Below are 20,248 nucleotides of genomic sequence, written 5' to 3' on the forward strand. Positions count from 1 at the left end.
TGAATAACGCGTTTACAAACAAACTAAAAAACAGTTCTTCTATAAGGCGCTCTCTACACCTGCGTACTTCTCAATAAGACGTACTATGAGGTCATTAAGCTTTTCTACTTTTACATCTTCTGTAGTAGGTTCCATATGGTCATTACCTATACCGCTATCATCTGTAAGGAAAACATAAGTTCCATTTGTAGCAACACTAAATGATCGCATCAAGAATTCTACTTCTTTATTTGCTCCACTAGCAACGACAGGTATTATTTTTATGCCCATCTCTTGCGCTTTTTTAATCTGTGATTTTATGAGCTCCACATTTTGCTCCGTGTAGTGTGGAGGTGCGTCTAGCATCAAGAATAGTAGCTTTGCCTTTGCATCCACATTCCAAGATTGAGAAAGGGATACTTTTAAAGCTTCCTCTACTGCCTCTTCATAATCTCCACCCCCATTTGCATCTTGCTGTGATAAAAAATCTTTTACCTCATTTACATTTTCTTTAAAATCTATCGATCTAGTCACATAGCTATCACCGTGATCTCTATACACTGTGAGCGCTACTCGTTTTTGTGCGATTTGTGCATCTATTCTATTCATAATATTTTTAAGCTCAGATTTGAGATAAGCAATCTCATCACCCATAGAGCCTGTAGCATCTACAGCAAATAGAACGTCTACTGTATTAGTCGCAGCAACACTTGACGCTATGGTAATCTCTACCGCCTGTTGCCCACCGCTTATAGATTTTCCCACAACAGTACCCTCACTATACACCTGTAATAAGAAGCGATCACTCAGATTGTGTGTTCCTTTATAAAGTACTAGTGATCCATTAACATCTGTACGACCTTTCATAAGCTGCTTTTTATTTTTATAGAGAGCAACCATTGTATTTGCTACCGGAGTGTGATCTTTATTCTTGAGGGAAATGTCTATTTTATTTTTATGGATAAATCCCCAGCGGCCGGCAACTTTTTGTGCTTCCCCACTTGAGAAAATCTCATAATACTCAGACCACTTTTCTAAGTCATTAATCTCACCTGCCGTAAGCTGTCCATAAGCAGGATCATTATATCTAGAAGGATGACTAGAACCTTCTGTCACTGCAACGCCAGAAACTTTACCTCTTATAACGATACTAGCATCTGAGGTGGCATACCCTACAGCACGTTTCTCTCTCTTTACTCCAGAAGCTGTTACAATTACTTCTTCTAGCTCAGGACTGCCTAGCATCGCGACATTAATTACGGCAGTATCTCCTACAATGATTTCTTGAGTATCAAAACCTACAAATGAAAATACGAGCGTATCCAGCTTTGCCGCTCTGATCTCATAATTACCATCAAAATCTGAGACTGATTTACGATCCTTCCCCTTTACTAAGATATTTGCACCCGGAAGTGGGTTACCCTCTGCAGTGATTGTTCCTGTGATGTTTACTTCTTGAGCATAAGAAACAAGACTAAGAAATATTAAGATAGATGTGATGATAGCTCTCATAATGTTTGGTTTTTAAGTATGAGGTAAAACTACCTTAGCTATACTCTAAACTAAACCTACAATGAGTGAACACATCTTTTGAGCTAGGCAAGTGCCCTAACGCTCATCATAATCATCAAGATTATATCGCCTTTACAATTGCTTTGCCTCTTCCCAGAAGATATCCATCTCTTTAAGCGTCATATCTGAAAGGTCTTTATTAAGCTCTTTGGCCTTACCTTCTAGGTACTGAAAGCGTTTTATAAACTTCTTATTAGTGCGCTCAAGAGCGCTTTCTGGGTCTACTTTTAAGAAACGAGCATAGTTAATCATAGAGAACAGCACATCACCAAATTCGGCTTCTATCTTCTCTTGATTATTTTCGTTTACTTCGTGTTGTAGTTCTTCTAGCTCTTCTTGTACTTTTTCAAAAACCTGCTGTGGCTCTTCCCAGTCAAAACCTACACCCGCTACTTTATCTTGTATGCGGCTTGCTTTTACAAGTGCCGGTAGGCTTCTAGGCACACCTTCTAGCACAGATTTTTTACCTTCTTTGAGTTTGAGTTTCTCCCAGTTAGTAGCTACTTCATCGGCATTTGCTACATCTACATCACCATATATATGTGGGTGACGAGAGATAAGCTTTTCTGAGATACTGTTTGCCACATCTGCTATATCAAAGTCTTGGGTCTCGCTTCCTATTTTTGCATAAAAGACAATGTGTAATAAAAGGTCTCCCAGTTCCTTTTTTACTTCTTCTAGGTCATTATCTAGTATGGCATCGCCTAGCTCATAAGTCTCCTCTATGGTGAGATGGCGCAGGCTCTCCATCGTTTGTTTTTTATCCCAAGGACATCCTACTCTAAGCTCATCCATAATGGTGAGTAATCTATCTATGGCTTTGAGCTGTGCTTCTCTTGAGTACTTCATAATGGTTCTTTTTATAGTAGATATAATGAGGGTTTATGTTACGCTTTCGCGAAAGCGTACTAAAGTTTAAAACTAAAAAAGCCTTCACATATAGATTGTAAAGGCTGTTTAATATTATAAAAAGTTATGCACTATTCTTCTTCGTCTGAAGCTACTGGAGCTTCAAAGTTGAGCATCTCCTTTTGTTGTAAAATGTTGTACCACTGCACTACCTTCTTTATATCGCTAGCATACACGCGGTCTTCATCATAATCTGGTACTACGTTAAAGAAAAACTCTTCGAGCTCATCTTTTGACACCTTATGGTGTATGGTAGGACCACCGTTTTCTTTTTCCTTTATAGCTTGAAAAACCTCTCTTAACGGCTTTTCTGCACTTAGTGTATAGATGGCTATCTCAGACAGAACACTCACATTGTGACGAATCCCTACGGTAATTCTCTTACCATCCACGAGTGACTCTGCTACAAAACCACTACGTGTTTGTTGCTTTAACTCATATATACCAGGCTTTCCTGCGATTGCGATTACTTTATCTAAACTCATATATTATTTTATTGGGTGGCAAAGATGCACTTTGCACCACATATTTACAAATTAGTTTTTTGGGTTTAACGTTTTAGCGTTTTTTTGACGCCGCCGGAAAACGCATACGGTAGTCTGCACTGCACTTTCCTTTTGAGATATTTGCTAGCTTTCCTTTTATTAAACGTTTTTTAAGACTCGATAGTTTATCTGTAAAAAGTATACCATCTATGTGATCATACTCGTGCTGTATCACACGTGCTATAAGGCCCTCATAAGTTTCTGTATGCTCCTTAAAGTTTTCGTCTTGATACTTGATGGTTACCGTAGGTTTTCTAAAAACATCTTCGTTTATACCAGGTATACTCAAACATCCTTCAGAAAAAGCCCACTCCTCTCCTTCTTCTTCTAGAATCTCTGCATTTATGAAGGTTTTCTTAAAGCTAGATAGTTGCTTTTGCTCCTCTGGTGTAAAGCTCTCATCATCTGCAAATGGTGTTGTATCTACAAGAAAGATGCGTATAGGTAATCCCACTTGTGGTGCTGCAAGGCCTACGCCGTGCGCTCCATACATTGTCTCATACATATTCTCAAGGAGCTCACTCAGGTTAGGGTACTCTGGAGTAATATCTTTTGCTTTTTTCTTAAGCACGGGACTCCCGTATGCTACTATAGGTAATATCATATCTATTTATTATACAGGTAATCCTGCAGTATAATGGTTGCACTTATTTGATCTACAAGTGCTTTATTTTGTCTCTTCTTTTTACCGATACCGCTATCTATCATTGTCTGGAAAGCCATCTTTGAGGTAAAACGTTCATCTTGCCTAATGATTTTGAGCTCGGGATGTTTTTTTTCTACGCTTTCGCGAAAGCGTACTATATGCTCCTCAACATCACTCGCCTCATTATTCATACGTTTAGGCTCTCCTATGACCATTTCCTCTACTTTTTCTTCGGCTAGGTAGGTGGCTAAAAATTTAAAAATATCTTTAGTCGGTACCGTGGTTAAGCCAGAAGCAATAAGTTGCAACTCATCTGTCACCGCGACTCCCGTGCGCTTTGTTCCATAATCTATTGCAATGATGCGTGCCATCTGTAAAATTTGGTGCAAAAATAAGTAAAAACAAGCAAGAATATAAGCGATATGCACACCGATACATAAACCCACACCCATAAGCAACAGTCTATTACTCACTATAGGCTTTGCTTATTGTAACATATATAACAAAAAAGCACTTCCTTGTGCAGCTTTTACAACAAAGAGTACCTTTATAAACTCAATTGATACTTTATCTTTGGCCCAAAGATTATAGCACCGTGAGCCACTATACTCACTTATAAAACTTAAAAGAATATACAATGACACAACTTCAGAATATTATTGAAGAAGCGTGGGACGACCGTACGCACCTTACTAACCCAGTAACTATAAACGCCATACGTGAGGTGGTAGATATGCTAGACCGTGGCACCCTGCGTGTTGCAGAGCCTACAGAAAATGGATGGCAAGTAAACGAGTGGGTAAAGAAAGCTGTAGTACTTTATTTCCCTATCCAAAAAATGGAAACTCTTGAAGCTGGTATATTTGAATATCACGACAAAATTCCTCTTAAGAGAGATTACGAAAACCGTGGTATACGTGTAGTACCTAACGCTGTCGCAAGACACGGAGCATACATATCAAAAGGAGTTATCCTTATGCCTAGCTATGTAAATATAGGTGCCTATGTAGACGAGGGTACAATGGTAGACACCTGGGCAACCGTAGGTAGCTGTGCTCAAATAGGTAAAAATGTACACCTTAGTGGTGGTGTAGGTATAGGTGGTGTACTTGAGCCGTTACAAGCCTCTCCCGTAATTATAGAAGATGGTGCTTTTATAGGATCTAGATGTATCGTAGTAGAAGGTGTACACGTAGAGAAAGAAGCCGTACTAGGCGCAAACGTAGTACTTACTATGAGTACAAAAATTATAGACGTTACAGGTGACGAGCCAGTAGAGATGAAAGGCCGCGTGCCAGCTCGCTCAGTTGTGATACCAGGAAGTTATACAAAAAAGTTTGCCGCTGGAGAGTACCAAGTACCTTGTGCACTTATTATAGGTAAACGTAAAGAAAGTACAAATAAGAAAACATCTCTTAATGACGCACTAAGAGAATATGATGTAGCCGTATAGACGATCTATTGAAAAAAGTTCTCATCATACAACAGAAAATGATAGGCGATGTCTTGACATCGTCTATCTTATGTGAAGCGATAAAATTACGCTTTCGCGAAAGCGAAATACACTACCTTATAAACGCTCACACTACACCCGTACTTGAGAATAATCCTTTTATAGACAAGCTCATTATCTATACACCAGAGATAGAAAAGAGTGCAAAGGCAAAATCACAATTTAAAAAACAGCTCAAGGCAGAAGCCTATGACACCGTTATAGATGTGTACTCTAAAATAGGTAGCGCATTTTTAACTAAAGCTACTGGAGCAAAAAACAGCGTGGGTTATCATAAATGGTACACCCACCTTTTTTATACAGATACCCTACGTCGCCGAAAGAAGTCTTATACCCTAGCTGGTCTCGCCATAGAGAATAGAATGCTCTTACTAGAGCAACTTACAGGTAAACAATTTGATGCTATTGCACCAAAAATTTACCTCACTGAAAAGGAAAAGACAAACGCAAAACATATCATAGAATCTTGCGGTATTGACCTTTCAAAAAAGTTGTACCAGATAAGTGCGCTAGGCAGCGGAGCTAAAAAAACGTACCCACTACCCTATCTAGCAACCTTACTAGATTATATTGTAGAAAGCACAGATGCACAACTCATCTTTAATTACATACCCTCCCAGGCAGATTTAATAACTACCTTATACAATCACTGTGCAGTAAAGACCAGAGCTCATATATTTTTAGACTGTTATGGTAAAAGCCTTAGAGAGTTTATAGCTATCACAAGTCACTGTGATGCTATTATAGGTAACGAGGGCGGAGCTATAAATATGGCAAAGGCTATAGATATCCCTACGTTTGCCATCTTTTGCCCGTGGATTAATAAAGAAGAATGGAGTGTGTATGACGATCATAAAAGACACGTCTCTGTACATCTATATGACTACATAGATTATAATCCCAAATTTAATAAACGTGAGCGAGCACCTCAAAAGGTATCTGCAAACTACCAGCAGTTTAAACCAGATCTCATTGTACCAAAACTCAGTGCCTTTTTAAAAGAAAGCGCAGTGGTTAATGATGGTAGTGTAAAGATGTCTGCCACGATTATCACCTATAATGAAGAACGTAATATTGCAAGGTGTATAGAGTCACTACTACCCGTGGTAGACGAAGTTGTGATAGTAGATTCATACAGTACAGATAAGACGCAATATATCTGTGAGCAATATCCTGTGCGATTTATACAGCATACATTTGAGGGACACATACAGCAAAAAAACGTAGCCCTTGACCTTGCTAGCCATAACCATATTGTATCTCTAGATGCAGATGAGGCTTTGAGCAAAGAATTACAAACTGCTATACAGCGTGTTAAAAGAGATTTTAATAAGAGTAGCTACATCGTAAAACGATACAACAACTACTGCGGCCAGTGGATTAACCATACAGACTGGAGTCGTGATAAAAAATTACGTGTTTTTGACAAAACAAAGGCTCGGTGGGGCGGTGTAAATCCGCACGATAAAGTACATACGAGTGATGGGGCTACAGTAGACTCTTTAAAGGGAGAGATACTGCACTGGGTACACGCAACTCACGAGGAGCATAGACAAAAGACAGAAAAATTCTCCACCATCGCTTCAAAAGAGTACTACAAAAGAGGGCGTAAAGCGAGTATACTTGACCTCATTATAAAACCTTCGTGGATTTTTATAAGATCATACATTATAAGGATGGGATTCTTAGATGGGCGTAATGGTTTTATTCTTTGTACATTTAGTGCGAAGACAACCTACTTAAAGTACTGCAAGCTACGCAGGCTTAGATTACAAAAGAAAACACCCAACTAGTGAAAACAATCATTCTCGCAGCTGGCATAGGCTCACGCCTAGGCAATCCCTACCCTAAAGCACTTACCCCTCTCAAGAATGGAAAAAGCATTATGGAAATGATGATAGAAAGCTTATCATCTTATTTTTCTATAAATGACTTATTAACCGTAGTAGGCTTTAAGAAGAATAGTATTATGGAACGTTTTCCAGACATTACGTATATCTACAATCCATATTTTGACACGACAAATACCTCTAAGAGTCTTTTATGCGCGCTTAAAAAATGTCGTGATGAATCTGTATTGTGGTTAAATGGAGATGTGGTTTTTGACCCATTACTACTTAACGAGCTTGTACCACATATAGAAAAAGATCAAAGTTTTGTAGCGGTAAACACCTGCTCTGTAGCAGATGAGGAGGTAAAGTATACTCTTGAAAATGGGTATATACAAAATCTCTCAAAAGAAGTAATAAATGGACTGGGAGAAGCTGTAGGTATAAATTACATCTCTGCAAAAGATGTTCCTCTCTTTATAAAAGAACTAGAAGCCTGTGATGCACAAGACTATTTTGAAAAAGGACTAGAGGTTATGATTGCCAAGCATCAAACTAAAATACAGGCGGTAGACATATCAAAATTCAACTGTATGGAGGTAGATTTTAAAGAAGATCTAGAACACGTAAATAGTTTTTTATAAATGAAAGTTATTCTCTTCTGTCAAAACGCATATGCCTTTGGGATTATGCAAACCATAAGAGAAGAACTTGCTCAAAATGGAGACCAAGTACTATGGTTCATAATGCCCAAACTCCTTGATGTATTTCCTTTTCATAATGATGCTGTAACTACGAGCATAAAAGAATTAGTAGCCTTTAACAGTGACGCTATAATTTGTCCTGGTAATGAAGTACCTTATTACTTGCGTGGCCTTAAGGTGCAAATCTTTCACGGACTTGCAGGAGAAAAAAAAGGGCACTTTAGAATACGTGATTACTTTGATCTTTACCTTACCCAAGGCCCCTATTTTACAGAAGGTTTTAATAAGCTTAAGAAAAAGCACAACAATATATCTGTTATAGAAACTGGCTGGCCCAAGTTAGATAGCTATCAGAAAATCAAAGATGATACTTCTGCATACAAACTAGAAATACTGGATCGCCACAATGATAGTAACATCATTCTCTACGCACCTACATTTTCTCCATCACTCACCTCTGCCCACGTTTTAAAGAAAGAAATTGAGACGCTCGCATCGCATAGGGAATATGTGATACATATTAAATTTCACGATTTAATGCATCCTGAGCTTATTTCTTACTACAAAAATCTAGCTGCTCGTTATGATACTATTTATTTTATAGAAGAAAAGGATATCGTAAAACAACTTGTCCTAGCAGACCTTTTAATAAGTGATACCTCATCTGTGATATATGAATTCTTACTTTTAGACAAACCCGTTATAACGCTCAACAATATTTCGGATGCTATACGGTGGGAAAATATCAGAAATCCAAAAGATTTAATTCCTAGCATATTGAAAATACACACTCAAGATAATTATGCATCAGAGCGGGCCAGTATTATAGCTCAATATCATCCTTACACAGATGGAAAATCATCAGCAAGAGTAGTAGCTGCAATTAAGGAGTATATCTCTCAGCACGGTGTGCCAGAAAAACGTAAAATTTCTTGGCTACGAAGACGTAAGATCAATAAGCTGTTTGATAGAAAGTCTTAGTACGCTTTCGCGAAAGCGTACTCTAAACCATAAATAAGAAAAGCACCAATGTGGTGCTTTTCTTATTTATGAGAATAAAGTTTTAAAAATCTAGAATTTAAAACCAAAGCCTAAATTAAAGATACTATTTCTACTTTTTACATCAGCATCACCAGTATAATAATTATTTAGTTGGTATACGGTTCTAAAGTTTCCATAAAAATTATCTGTAAACTCATAACCAAGACCCGCTCCAAACCCTACATTAAATTTTGTAAAATCGTCAGAGATCTCCTCAAGAGTATAGGTAATTTGAGGTCCTCCATTTACATAAAACTTATCTGCAGCATAATACTTTAAGAAAAGTGGCACCTGTAAAAACTTAAGATCTGTGCCTCCTTCAAACACCATAGTAAAAAGAAGTTCTGGTGCAACATATAACTGGTTGCCTATTTGAACGTCTGTAGTAAATCCCACGTGAAATCCACTTGCAGAACCTGTGAACTCTTGACCATCAGTAGTAACTTTAGATCCTATTAATGTGTAACCAGCTTTTGCTCCGAAAACAGCCTCTTGCGCCATTACAGCCGTCATTGATACTACAGCTATTACAGCTGTTAAAATAATTTTTTTCATAATAAATGATTGTTAATTGATTGATTAAAACCCAAGCCAAATATGAATGGGCGAGCGAATATAAATAATCACTTTGTAAGAAAAAAGATAAATTTATACTCTTTGAAAAGGCATAAAAAAACCTCTCAATTACTTGAGAGGTTTTCTGTATTAAAAATGTGTGGTTGAGATTACTCTCCTCCTTCCATTTTCTTTTTAAGAGCTGCAAGAGCATCGTTTGCATCACCTAGTGTAGGCTTAGACTCATCTGCTTGAGCTTTAGCTTTCTTAGCTGCTTGTTTAACGATTTTTGCTTCTTCTTCTTTATGGATTACCATATGTGAAGCTACTACACGCTTGAAGTCTTTGTTGAATTCTATAATCTGGAATTCAGCCTCTTCTCCTTTTCCTAGTTTTGTCCCGTCTTCTTTTTCAAGGTGACGTGTAGGAACAAATGCAGTGATATCTTCATTAAAGTCTATTGTAGCACCCTTGTCTACTATCTCTGTGATAGCCGCTTTGTGTGTTGTACCTACTTTAAACTCATCTTCATACTTATCCCAAGGGTTTGCCTCGATCTGTTTGTGTCCTAGTGAAAGTTTGCGTCCATCTACGTCAAGTTCAAGAACAACTACTTCTAGCTTATCTCCTACCTCACAGAATTCTGATGGGTGCTTCACTTTCTTAGTCCAAGAAAGGTCTGAGATGTAAATTAATCCATCAATTCCTTCTTCTAGTTCTAAGAACACTCCAAAGTTTGTAAAGTTACGTACGATACCCTCGTGACGTGACCCTACTGGATACTTAGAAGTAATATCTGTCCAAGGATCTTGCGTAAGTTGCTTGATACCTAGGCTCATCTTACGATCTTCACGATCTAGTGTAAGAATTTGTGCATCTACTACGTCTCCTACTTTTACAAAGTCTTGAGCGCTACGTAAGTGTGTAGACCAAGACATTTCAGATACGTGTATAAGACCTTCTACTCCTTCTTCTACTTCGATAAATGCACCGTAATCTGCGATTACAACTACCTTACCTTTTACGTTATCTCCTACTTTAAGCTCGTCTCCTAAAGCTTCCCAAGGATGCTTAGAAAGTTGCTTAAGACCTAACTGGATACGTGTTTTATCCTCATCAAAGTCAAGGATTACTACGTTCAGTTTCTGATCAAGCTCAACGATTTCATTCGGGTGGTTGATACGTGACCAAGAAAGGTCTGTAATGTGTACCAGTCCATCAACACCTCCAAGATCAACAAATACACCGTAAGAAGTAATGTTTTTAACAACACCTTCAAGTACTTGTCCTTTCTCAAGCTGCCCGATGATCTCCTTCTTCTGCTCTTCGATATCTGCTTCGATAAGCGCTTTGTGAGATACTACAACGTTTTTAAACTCGTGGTTGATTTTTACAACCTTGAATTCCATAGTTTTATTTACATACTGATCGTAATCACGTATAGGCTTCACATCAATCTGTGATCCTGGTAAGAATGCTTCGATACCGAAAACATCTACGATCATACCTCCTTTAGTACGTGCTTTTACAAATCCGTTTACGATAGTTCCCTCATCGTGTGCAGCGTTAACGCGATCCCAAGCCTTGATAACACGTGCCTTACGGTGTGATAATATCAATTGCCCAGTTGCATCTTCACGTACATCGATAAGTACTTCTACTTTGTCACCTACTTTAAGGTCTGGATTGTAACGGAACTCGTTAAGAGAGATTACACCTTCAGACTTTGCGTTAATGTCGATAATTGCATCACGATCAGTAATAGTAATTACTGTTCCTTCTACTACGTCGTCATCAAGAGTGTCTACAAAGTTGCTTGCTACAAGTGCTTCAAACTCTTCAAGCTGCTTGTCATCTACTGTATCGATTCCTTCTTCGTACTTCTCCCAGTTAAAATCTTTAAGAAATTGCTCTGGGTTTTCTTGAGCTGGAGATAGCTCAACTTTTGGTGCTGCTACTGCAGCTTCTTCCTGAACTTCAGGATTTTTTGTTTCTTCAGCCATTTGTGCTAAAATTACATCTCACTTAAAACTAGCGCTTTAAAGCGGGATGGGTTTTGTATTTTACGTTTCTCCGAAAGCTAGATAAACCAAGAAACCGTAAAAGGGTTTGTTTTGTTTTTTATAAATCCTCTGTGACAGCTTTCTACCGGTGGTCAAAAAGGTGCGCAAAAATACATCCTTTTTATTGATTTACAAAGGGGTTATGTCATTATTTCTTCACTCTAATTTTTTAGAATAATAATGCAACCACACTATTATTTAAATAACTAAATGTAGAGTCTTATTACCCTATATGCGTTTGCTAAATGTTATGAAATTATAAATAAAAATTTTTTACCTTTCAAAATTCATTTTAATCAAAAATCATATTATGAAAAAAATTACATTTTTAGCAATTTGCCTCTTTAGCGTATCAACTTACGCACAAAATGATGAGACAGCTTACTCTATGAATTCTACAACATCACAAACTAATAATACTCCTACAGAGGCGATAATAACCAGGTCTAGCTCTAACAGCCAAGTGGTTGTAGATACATATACTTCTCTTACAGACTTTAACACAGGAATCGCAGACTGCGATGACAGCACCATTACTTCTGAAGTTTTTACAGGAGGACCAGCAGCTATTACTGTTTGTGGCCCTTCCATTAGTGATGCGGGGGATAGTTGCTTTCCTGCTGCAGAAATTGAGGCTGGTTTTACTACAACCTCTTCAGAACTTTCAAACCAAGCAAGTGTGGTGAACATACCTGCCGGATCTTTGGCAAATAATAGCTCTCTTATAGGAGCTACAACTTTTGCAGAGTTTACAATTATAAATTTCGACACGCCTATATATGCTGCAGCATTTGATATTTATAACAACCTCGATGCGACCACAAATGTTAGAATATATGGTACTGGAGGAAACCTTATTGAAGATTTTGCGGTAAACACACCTATAGATGTTGAGACCTTCTTTGGGTTTTATACAGATGAAGAAGTTCTTAGTATAGAAATAGAAGGTGCGGCAGAAAGTGGTGAACTTTTTGGTGATTTTCTTTTCGGAGCAGAATGTAGTAACCTTAGTATAGAAGGACAAACACTTGTAAATGCATCTGCTTTTCCAAACCCTACAAAGGGCACAATAACTCTAACTACTCACTCATCTGTTCAAATTAATAGTATTTCTATACTAGATATAACAGGTAAAGAAGTTATGAAACAATTAAACACCAATAGTGTAAACCTAGGCAACCTTGCAAATGGCTTATACTTAATAACAGCAAAAACTACTGCTGGAATTTTTACCCAAAAAGTAGTAAAGCAATAACCTTCTTTATACACAATTAGACTTAAAGGCTTCTCAAATTTTGAGAAGCCTTTATAATATATTTTGTAGTGGTATAAACTATAGAATTGCTTAAAGCAAGCAGATTGCTAGTAATGTTATTTTTTATGCTTTCGCGAAAGCGTAAAACTTATACAAACACCTGTATCTTTAAACACTTAATCAAGCCAAATGAAAGGTATCTTCCTTACTGTATTTATCCTCTTTTGTGGGGCAAGCCTACATTCTCAAAATTATGACTTCCCTCCTAATGCACAACCTGGTAAATGCTATGAGCGCTGCTTTGAGTATGACAAAAAATTTACTTGGAAAGAAATAAGCTGTGACACCCTTGCATTGCGAGCCGAAAAGAGTAAGACAAAAGAAGACATTATAAAAGCTCGTCAAGCCAAAATAAAATTAACGAAATACCAAGAGAAACTTAAAGACTTAGGATATAAAGTACAGATCACGGGTAAACTCAATAATCAAACAATTAAGGCTCACCATAAATATCTCAAAAGACAAAAAAAGAAAAAGAGAAAAAAGCGACGTCTATAAAGCCTGGGGAACTTTATAGTATCAACAAATTAATTATAATTGCATCATCAATCAAATCAATACAAATGAAATATTATTTAAGCATACTTCTTACAATTACCATCACACTTGCATCTTGCAGCAGTGATGACGATGCTAACTCAAGCATACTTTCTGAACTTACAGACCTAGAGGGCACACCTGGCTCAACCTATGATGAGAGTCTAGCCCAGTGGACTTCCTTAAAAAATGAAAATGGAAGATCCTACATTTACCAAACAGAGGTTACATCTTGGACGGGTTATGGAGCTATAACCGAAATTAAAGTAATAAACAACAATGTTGTTTCTAGAGCATATCAATCTTATATAATGGATGGAGGAACGGGAGAAATAACATTTACAGAATCATATACAGAAAATGAAGCGACACTAGGCTCTCATCAAGAAGGAGCCGGTCCAGTAACCATAGATGATCTTTATAACTCCTGCGTGAGTGAATATCTTACGGTTGATGAGGAGAACAACACCATCTATTTCAACACCGAAACAAATGGATTACTGACTCTTTGCGGCTTTGTACCAGACTTTTGTGCAGACGATTGTTTTACAGGTGTATCTATAACGGCTTTTAACTGGATTGATTAATTCTTACAAAACATAAGCTATAAAGCCTATCTCATACCCTTATGACCCCTATTATTAATGTTATATGTGAGTGGATTGGTTTAAAATTTAAAATAGTGGGATAGCTATCTGACTACCTAACAAAATTATAGCATTCTTAAAAGTTAGGTATAATTGTATTACTATTTAACGCACACCAACTTTGAGAGGCCTATCATCGTAAGTAACAAACCGGCTATGTTGATTTTTTTTTACGCTTTCGCGAAAGCGCAACTCAAAACAAAAATAGACAGACCTGTCTGTATTAAATATTTTACTCTATATTTGCCGTATGAAACACGCCGAAGTGAAAAGTAGAATTATAGAAACCGCCTCAAACTTATTTTATAAGAACGGTTATAATACTACGGGTATCAATCAGATTATTGCTGAAGCTGGTATTGCAAAGGCGACCCTCTATAATCATTTTAAATCTAAGGAGGAAATTTGTCTAGCATATCTCAAACACAAAAACATAAGCTTTCTTAAAGATTTTGAAGCATTTACCACTTCAAAAACAAAGGGAAAAGAACAACTCCTCGCTATTTTTGACTTCTTAACGTTATTCTATAAACAGAAGGATTTTAATGGATGCTGGTGTATAAAAACAGTAGCAGAAATACCAAAAGACAATAAGCTCATAAGAGATGAAATCCAATTACAGAAAAACACCTTCATTGATCTTATCACAAAACTAGTAGCGACCAACTTAGACGAAAAAGATGAGGAACAAACAGCCTCTCTTGCTAGACAAATCTATTTACTTTATGAAAGCGCTGTAGGAGAAAGTCACCTGCACCAACAAGACTGGCCTATCTTAGAGTCAAAAAATATTTGTGAAAGACTGATCGCTTAAAAAAATTTGAACACTTAAAGACAGACTTGTCTGTCTATTATAAATAATTAAATAATTGAACTATGAAAGAATTTAAAAACAAAGTAGCCTTAGTAATAGGTGGAACAAGCGGTATCGGTAATGCGACTACAAACACTTTACTAGAAGGCGGTGCAACGGTACACGTGGTAGGTAGAAACACAGATAAAATAAGTGATGCTCCTAACCTAATTAAGCACACCGTAAATATCTCAAACACGCAAGAGGTAGATGGTTTAGTTGCTAAAATCAGCGAGCTAGAAAACTTAGATTATCTTGTAAATGCTTCAGGAATCTTTGGCCCTAAGCCATTTTTAGATCACACAATGGAAGATTATAACTCTTACCAAGATCTTAATAGAGGTTTCTTTTTTATCACGCAGAGTGCTGCAAAGAAAATGAAAGCTACTCAAGGTGGTTCTATAGTAAATGTAGGATCTATGTGGGCTAAGCAAGCAGTAAAGGCAACTCCATCTTCTGCATATTCTATGCAAAAAGCAGGATTACATTCGCTCACGCAACACCTAGCAATGGAACTTGCAGATGATAACATACGTGTAAATGCAGTATCGCCTGCGCTTGTAAACACTCCGGTTTATAATAATGTTTTTGGCGGTGAAGAAGAAGCTCAAAAAGCGCTCGTAGGTTTTAACGCTTTTCACCCAATAGGCCGTTTTGGTGAGGCTCAAGACATTGCAAATAGTATTACATTCTTACTCTCTGACAAAGCTGGTTGGGTAACAGGTGCAATATGGGATACAGATGGCGGTGTAATGGCTGGAAGAAATTAAAAAAGTATACATATTAACACAAAGCCATAGACCGCAATACAGCAGCTATGGCTTTTTTGATTATAAGTACTATCTGTTTTTAAATGAATATTTCCTGTTTCCTACCTCTTTGGGTAAATCCGCAGTGAGATTGTAGAAAGCGTTTGTAGTTTCGTCTTGAGAAGCTATGACACTACAATAGACATAATGACAACTGTGTGGTTTTACGCTTTCGCGAAAGCATATTTATTTTAAAGGAAATTACTGTTGTGCGAATATTCTTTAATTATTTATATACTTGCATCTCAATAAATTTTAGCAAATCTTAGAACACAGAACTGAGAAATCAAATTTTTGAAGGCAGAAAAACATTCCTCACGTTTCAATCAATCAAAAACAAAAAAATGAAATCAAACACAATCTCATCCCTCAAATTCTTATTAACTTTTGGACTAGCTATCGTTTTATATTCTTGTGAAACAGATAGTAGCGATGACTCTACACCCATAGAAGAAAATAATGCTCCTAATGAATTTGCATTAGTTACTATTGCAAATAACAGTGTTGATGTTCAAACTTTACCTTCATTCTCTTGGGAAACTGCAATAGATACCGATGGTGATATGGTCACATATGATTTACTACTTGACACAAACCCAAATCCAAATAGTATAATTGCCGCTAGTTTAACTAGCACAAGCTATGCACTTGCAAATGAGCTTGAACTTGACACAACTTATTATTGGAAAGTTATCGCTACCGATAGTGATGGTAACTCAACAACATCTACCGTTTTTCAATTTGATACAAGAGGTATAGAGTTACTCACCGCAAATTTTTTAATGGACGGCCCTTTTCCTGTTAGAAGTAATCATACTACGGTTACATTTAATAATAGGATTTGGATCATAGGCGGTTCTATTTCAAATAATGTTTGGTCAAGTGCAGATGGGGTAATCTGGGAGGTAGAGACAGAAAATGCAGATTTTTCGCCAAGAGAGCTCCATACCTCGGTTGTTTTTGATAACAAAATATGGGTAATAGGGGGAATTGGTTTTCAAAATTCTGGAGCTATAGGTGCTCTCAATGATGTTTGGTCTAGTTCTGATGGAATAAATTGGACGTTAGAAAATGACAATGCAAATTTTCCTCCTAGGTTTTTACATTCTTCTGTAGTGTTTGATAATAAAATTTGGGTGATTAATGGTTTAGATTCATCTACTTACAATGATGTGTGGAGCAGCTCTGACGGAGTAACTTGGACTTTAATCAATGACAACCCTCCACTAGCTTCGAGCATCGTAAATGAAAGTCTTGTTTTTGATAATAAGATGTGGGTACTAGGAGGTAATACTGATAATGGAGTGACTAATAATGTTTATTCAAGTTCTGATGGAGTAGACTGGCAACTTGTAACAGAAAACCCTGGTTTTTCTTCTAGAAACATTAGTGCTAGCGCCGTACTAGACAACAAAATGTGGATTTTTGGTGGAGAAACATCTAGTGGCTTAACAAATGATATTTGGTACACCTCAGACGGTATATCTTGGTTTGAGGCTACCTCTGGCCCGGTTAATTACACAACTAGATTTGGTCATACAACAAGTGTACTAAATAACAAATTTTATATAATAGCAGGTTATAATACAGAAGGGTCAAACCTCAACGATGTCTGGGTGTCTGAGATTCAATAAGAAGTAATTTATTTACACTCCCCTTATGAAACAAAAAATAACCACACTATTACTTATTTTATTTTTTTGCGTATCGCTTAATGTCTTTGCACAAGAAAATTTTGAGGAAACAACACTAGTTAAGAATATCTTTTCTGCGCTGCAAAATCAAGATAGCAAACTAGTTATGCAAAGCCTTCCTACAAAAGAGGACATCTTATATATCATACCAATGGTTAAAGCGGGAAGGCCTAATGAGAGAGTTCCAGAGGTAGATAATATTCTAACCAATTTTAAGACGGAAGCTTCCAAAGACTTTAATGAAATCTTACGTAAGGGCACTTCTTTTGGAGTGGAGTGGGAAAATATTACATTACAAAATGTACGTTATGAGCCTCACAACGACGAAAAGATAGCTGTTAAAAAAGGTCATATCATCTTGATATGTGACAGTAATGACATTACTTTTGAAATCATATTAAGACAGTCTATAAAAATTAAAGACAAATGGACGTTAATGGATAGAATGCGCTTTAGGTTGTTGTAATTTTTGAAAACGTTGTCTAGTTGTTATAATTTATAAGGTTATTCTTTTAAAATAATACGTTTAGATACATCTTACTTTTTTAGGTATCTTGAGTGTATCTAAAAATCTGCGACAATGTTTAAAAAAATGATTACTAAGACCATACCTCTAGGTGTGGTTACATCTCTACTCCTATTAAGTGGCTGTAATAACGCCTCTTCACCTCCAGCTAATGACCTTGATTCAATTAAAGAGACAACAACACCCTATGCTGGTGAGGTAATACCATTTTTTGATAATTGGAAACTCATTCTAGGTGATGGTTCTAATGTAGGCGATGCCAGTAAATATGAAAACAAAGACTTCTTTTATACAGCGAGTGACAGTACAGGAGACTGGGTAGTTTTTAAAACACCTAATGCAGGAGATACTCACGGCACATCAAATAACACAAGAACAGAACTAGCACAAACCAAAAAATGGAGGGCTATGACAAAGGCTTCTCTTGAAGCCACGGTTAAAGTTATGAATGTCTCTCGTACAGGTGATGAACGTGTTGCCGCATCGCACGCCGTTGTTATAGGTCAAATACACAGTGCAGATGCTTTTGAAAATGAACCGCTTAAAATTTTTTACAAAAAATTTCCAGGTCATACTAAGGGATCTGTTTTCTGGCATTATGAAATTAACACCGCTGGTAATAGCAATGCAAAGAGATGGGATTATAGTACAGCCGTTTGGGGAAATGATTTTAGTGCGGTAGGGCCTACAGAAAACACTATTCCAGATGAGCCAAAGAATGGTATTATGTATGGCGAAGCATTTACATATAAAATAGAAATTCAAAATGGCATAATGAATCTCACTTTTACTAGTGATGGACACGAGACAAAGACATTTACTAAAAATCTGATTACATCTGATTATACAACAATGGCAGATGTTCCTGATCAAACAAAGAAATTATTTTTCCCTATAGGTCAAGACGGCCTAGAAAGAGCAAATGCTTATGCAGAAGAAGGGTTGTTTTTTAAACTAGGGTCTTATAACCAGACTAATGGAAAATCTCCCGAGGTAAATAGAAACTGGTGTTCTGGGGCAGAAACACACGATGGGGATTTACAAAAACAATATGCAGATGGTAATTATGCAGAAGTCTGGTTTAAAGATGCCTCTATATTTGTGAGTAAAGAAGCCTACTCAAATGAAGACTACTTTCTAAAAAATGACTGATTGAAAATAGGTTTATGTATTGATATACGCGTGAGATAAGCTCTAGAAAAGAATAATTAATCATTAACAAATTTTTAATCGTAATAGCATTTTCGCGAAAGCGTAATTGAGTATCTTTAATACAAAACGGTAAAACTTATATTATGAAACTTACAGACGATCAGATTAAAAATAGATTAGAAGATTTTCCAGATTGGGAGTTTGATGATAATGCAATACATACTACGATAGAGTTTGAAAACTTTAGAGAAGTATTTGCCACAATGACGCGTATCGCTTTTGAGTGTGAAAAAATGGACCACCACCCTACCTGGACTAATACGTATAATGAACTAGAAATCTCACTCAATACACACGATGCAAATGGTGTGACAGAAAAAGATTTTGATCTTGCAGCGGCAATAGACGATATTTTGGGCGCTTAAGGAACTATAAATTTTAAAGAAATCAAGCGATTTCATATTTTTACAGCGATCTGTGCAAAAGTGCAGATCGTTTTTTTAGTTTATACAATTACATTTAACAAGAGATATCTGCCTTTGCAGGTATAATCACTATATCCTTATTATTTATGGGAAGAGCATTTGAGTTTAGAAAAGCACGTAAAATGAAGCGCTGGAGCGCAATGTCTAAAGCCTTTACACGTATAGGTAAAGATATCGTAATGGCGGTAAAAGAAGGAGGACCAGATCCAGACTCAAACTCAAGATTACGTGCCGTAATACAAAATGCTAAGGCAGTAAATATGCCTAAGGATAATGTAGAGCGAGCAATAAAGCGTGCCTCAGATAAGAGTCAAGGTGATTATAAAGAGGTAATTTTTGAAGGCTATGCACAGCACGGTATTGCAATACTTGTTGAAACCGCTACAGATAATAACACCCGTACGGTAGCAAATGTGCGTGCAGCGTTTAATAAATGTGATGGTAACCTAGGTACTTCTGGATCTGTTGTATTTATGTTTGATCACACGTGTACCTTTAGAGTAAATGCAGAGGGACAAGATGTAGATGAGATAGAGCTTGAGTTTATAGACTTTGGCGCCGAGGAGGTTTTTCAAGATGAAGATGGTATACACATATATGCTCCTTTTGAGAGTTTTGGAGCAATACAGAGTGCTCTAGAAGAAAGAGGTATGGAAATACTAGAGTCTGGTTTTGACCGTATACCACAAGTGACTAAAACGCTTACACCAGAGCAAGAGGCAGATGTAAACAAGCTTATAGATAAGCTAGATGAAGATGATGATGTACAGAACGTTTTCTCAACAATGCAAGCAAACGAGGTAGAAGAATAAATCTACCAGATAATATAAAGTAAAAGGCGCGCTAGATATCTAACGCGCCTTTTTTATTTCAC

At 36.9% G+C, this 20,248-nt stretch carries 21 protein-coding genes; 14 read left to right on the plus strand and 7 right to left on the minus strand.

The window, feature by feature from the left end:
• Window positions 1-39: 39 nt before the first annotated feature.
• The 5 genes from Q0948_RS01740 to ruvX form a co-directional block, all read right to left on the minus strand.
• A complete protein-coding gene (locus Q0948_RS01740) occupies window positions 40-1,491 on the minus strand; it encodes a carboxypeptidase-like regulatory domain-containing protein (protein WP_298348112.1) in 1,452 nt (483 codons plus the stop codon).
• Between the two features lie 132 nt (window positions 1,492-1,623).
• Window positions 1,624-2,400, minus strand: a complete 777-nt coding sequence (mazG, locus tag Q0948_RS01745) for a nucleoside triphosphate pyrophosphohydrolase (RefSeq protein ID WP_021778588.1) — start codon at window positions 2,398-2,400, stop codon at window positions 1,624-1,626.
• Window positions 2,401-2,531: 131 nt separating this feature from the next.
• Window positions 2,532-2,945 carry a DUF5606 domain-containing protein gene (locus Q0948_RS01750; protein WP_021778587.1) on the minus strand — a complete coding sequence of 138 codons (414 nt, stop codon included), beginning with the start codon at window positions 2,943-2,945 and terminating at the stop codon, window positions 2,532-2,534.
• A gap of 73 nt (window positions 2,946-3,018) precedes the next feature.
• Entirely contained in the window at window positions 3,019-3,609 is a 591-nt protein-coding gene (gene def, locus Q0948_RS01755; protein WP_021778586.1) for a peptide deformylase, read from the minus strand.
• Between the two features lie 2 nt (window positions 3,610-3,611).
• Window positions 3,612-4,022 (minus strand): Holliday junction resolvase RuvX, encoded by a 411-nt coding sequence (ruvX, locus tag Q0948_RS01760; protein WP_298348105.1) that lies wholly within the window; start codon window positions 4,020-4,022, stop codon window positions 3,612-3,614.
• 266 nt (window positions 4,023-4,288) lie between these two features.
• On the opposite strand from ruvX, the gene Q0948_RS01765 reads away from it, so the two are divergent.
• The 4 genes from Q0948_RS01765 to Q0948_RS01780 are packed head-to-tail and all read left to right on the plus strand — an operon-like array spanning window position 4,289 to window position 8,678.
• Entirely contained in the window at window positions 4,289-5,104 is an 816-nt protein-coding gene (locus Q0948_RS01765) for a 2,3,4,5-tetrahydropyridine-2,6-dicarboxylate N-succinyltransferase (RefSeq protein WP_035325115.1), read from the plus strand.
• A gap of 8 nt (window positions 5,105-5,112) precedes the next feature.
• Window positions 5,113-6,957 carry a glycosyltransferase gene (locus Q0948_RS01770; protein WP_298348101.1) on the plus strand — a complete coding sequence of 615 codons (1,845 nt, stop codon included), beginning with the start codon at window positions 5,113-5,115 and terminating at the stop codon, window positions 6,955-6,957.
• Window positions 6,957-7,637 (plus strand): phosphocholine cytidylyltransferase family protein, encoded by a 681-nt coding sequence (locus Q0948_RS01775; RefSeq protein WP_298348099.1) that lies wholly within the window; start codon window positions 6,957-6,959, stop codon window positions 7,635-7,637. Before Q0948_RS01770 ends, Q0948_RS01775 begins: the two co-directional genes overlap by 1 nt.
• On the plus strand, window positions 7,638-8,678 hold the full coding sequence (locus Q0948_RS01780; RefSeq protein ID WP_298348097.1) for a CDP-glycerol glycerophosphotransferase family protein: 1,041 nt from the start codon (window positions 7,638-7,640) through the stop codon (window positions 8,676-8,678). It begins immediately after the preceding gene.
• A gap of 90 nt (window positions 8,679-8,768) precedes the next feature.
• Here the strand turns inward: Q0948_RS01780 and Q0948_RS01785 are convergent, their stop codons facing one another.
• Both Q0948_RS01785 and rpsA read right to left on the minus strand, forming a co-directional pair.
• Window positions 8,769-9,293 (minus strand): outer membrane beta-barrel protein, encoded by a 525-nt coding sequence (locus Q0948_RS01785; protein WP_298348095.1) that lies wholly within the window; start codon window positions 9,291-9,293, stop codon window positions 8,769-8,771.
• A 170-nt stretch (window positions 9,294-9,463) separates the two neighbouring features.
• Window positions 9,464-11,296, minus strand: a complete 1,833-nt coding sequence (gene rpsA, locus Q0948_RS01790; protein WP_298348093.1) for a 30S ribosomal protein S1 — start codon at window positions 11,294-11,296, stop codon at window positions 9,464-9,466.
• Window positions 11,297-11,666: 370 nt separating this feature from the next.
• On the opposite strand from rpsA, the gene Q0948_RS01795 reads away from it, so the two are divergent.
• The 10 genes from Q0948_RS01795 to Q0948_RS01840 all read left to right on the plus strand — a co-directional run bounded on the left by Q0948_RS01795 (window position 11,667) and on the right by Q0948_RS01840 (window position 20,186).
• Window positions 11,667-12,611 (plus strand): T9SS type A sorting domain-containing protein, encoded by a 945-nt coding sequence (locus Q0948_RS01795; RefSeq protein ID WP_298348091.1) that lies wholly within the window; start codon window positions 11,667-11,669, stop codon window positions 12,609-12,611.
• Between the two features lie 189 nt (window positions 12,612-12,800).
• A complete protein-coding gene (locus tag Q0948_RS01800) occupies window positions 12,801-13,169 on the plus strand; it encodes a hypothetical protein (RefSeq protein WP_298348089.1) in 369 nt (122 codons plus the stop codon).
• Window positions 13,170-13,234: 65 nt separating this feature from the next.
• Complete coding sequence (locus Q0948_RS01805) at window positions 13,235-13,795, plus strand: hypothetical protein (protein WP_298348087.1); 561 nt, start codon at window positions 13,235-13,237, stop codon at window positions 13,793-13,795.
• 310 nt (window positions 13,796-14,105) lie between these two features.
• Window positions 14,106-14,669: a TetR/AcrR family transcriptional regulator gene (locus tag Q0948_RS01810; protein WP_298348084.1), complete on the plus strand. Its 564-nt coding sequence runs from the start codon at window positions 14,106-14,108 to the stop codon at window positions 14,667-14,669.
• 62 nt (window positions 14,670-14,731) lie between these two features.
• Window positions 14,732-15,478, plus strand: coding sequence for an SDR family oxidoreductase (locus Q0948_RS01815; protein ID WP_298348082.1), 747 nt, complete (start codon window positions 14,732-14,734; stop codon window positions 15,476-15,478).
• Between the two features lie 383 nt (window positions 15,479-15,861).
• Window positions 15,862-17,151, plus strand: a complete 1,290-nt coding sequence (locus tag Q0948_RS01820) for a kelch repeat-containing protein (protein ID WP_298348080.1) — start codon at window positions 15,862-15,864, stop codon at window positions 17,149-17,151.
• A gap of 25 nt (window positions 17,152-17,176) precedes the next feature.
• A complete protein-coding gene (locus Q0948_RS01825) occupies window positions 17,177-17,677 on the plus strand; it encodes a hypothetical protein (protein ID WP_298348078.1) in 501 nt (166 codons plus the stop codon).
• A 126-nt stretch (window positions 17,678-17,803) separates the two neighbouring features.
• A complete protein-coding gene (locus Q0948_RS01830) occupies window positions 17,804-18,889 on the plus strand; it encodes a polysaccharide lyase family 7 protein (protein ID WP_298491216.1) in 1,086 nt (361 codons plus the stop codon).
• Window positions 18,890-19,032: 143 nt separating this feature from the next.
• Complete coding sequence (locus Q0948_RS01835; RefSeq protein WP_021778576.1) at window positions 19,033-19,314, plus strand: 4a-hydroxytetrahydrobiopterin dehydratase; 282 nt, start codon at window positions 19,033-19,035, stop codon at window positions 19,312-19,314.
• Window positions 19,315-19,460: 146 nt separating this feature from the next.
• The gene (locus Q0948_RS01840) at window positions 19,461-20,186 is read left to right on the plus strand and encodes a YebC/PmpR family DNA-binding transcriptional regulator (protein ID WP_298348072.1); all 726 of its coding nucleotides are present in this window, start codon (window positions 19,461-19,463) and stop codon (window positions 20,184-20,186) included.
• Window positions 20,187-20,248: the final 62 nt, after the last annotated feature.

This window comes from uncultured Dokdonia sp., assembly GCF_947496725.1.
Taxonomy (GTDB): domain Bacteria; phylum Bacteroidota; class Bacteroidia; order Flavobacteriales; family Flavobacteriaceae; genus Dokdonia.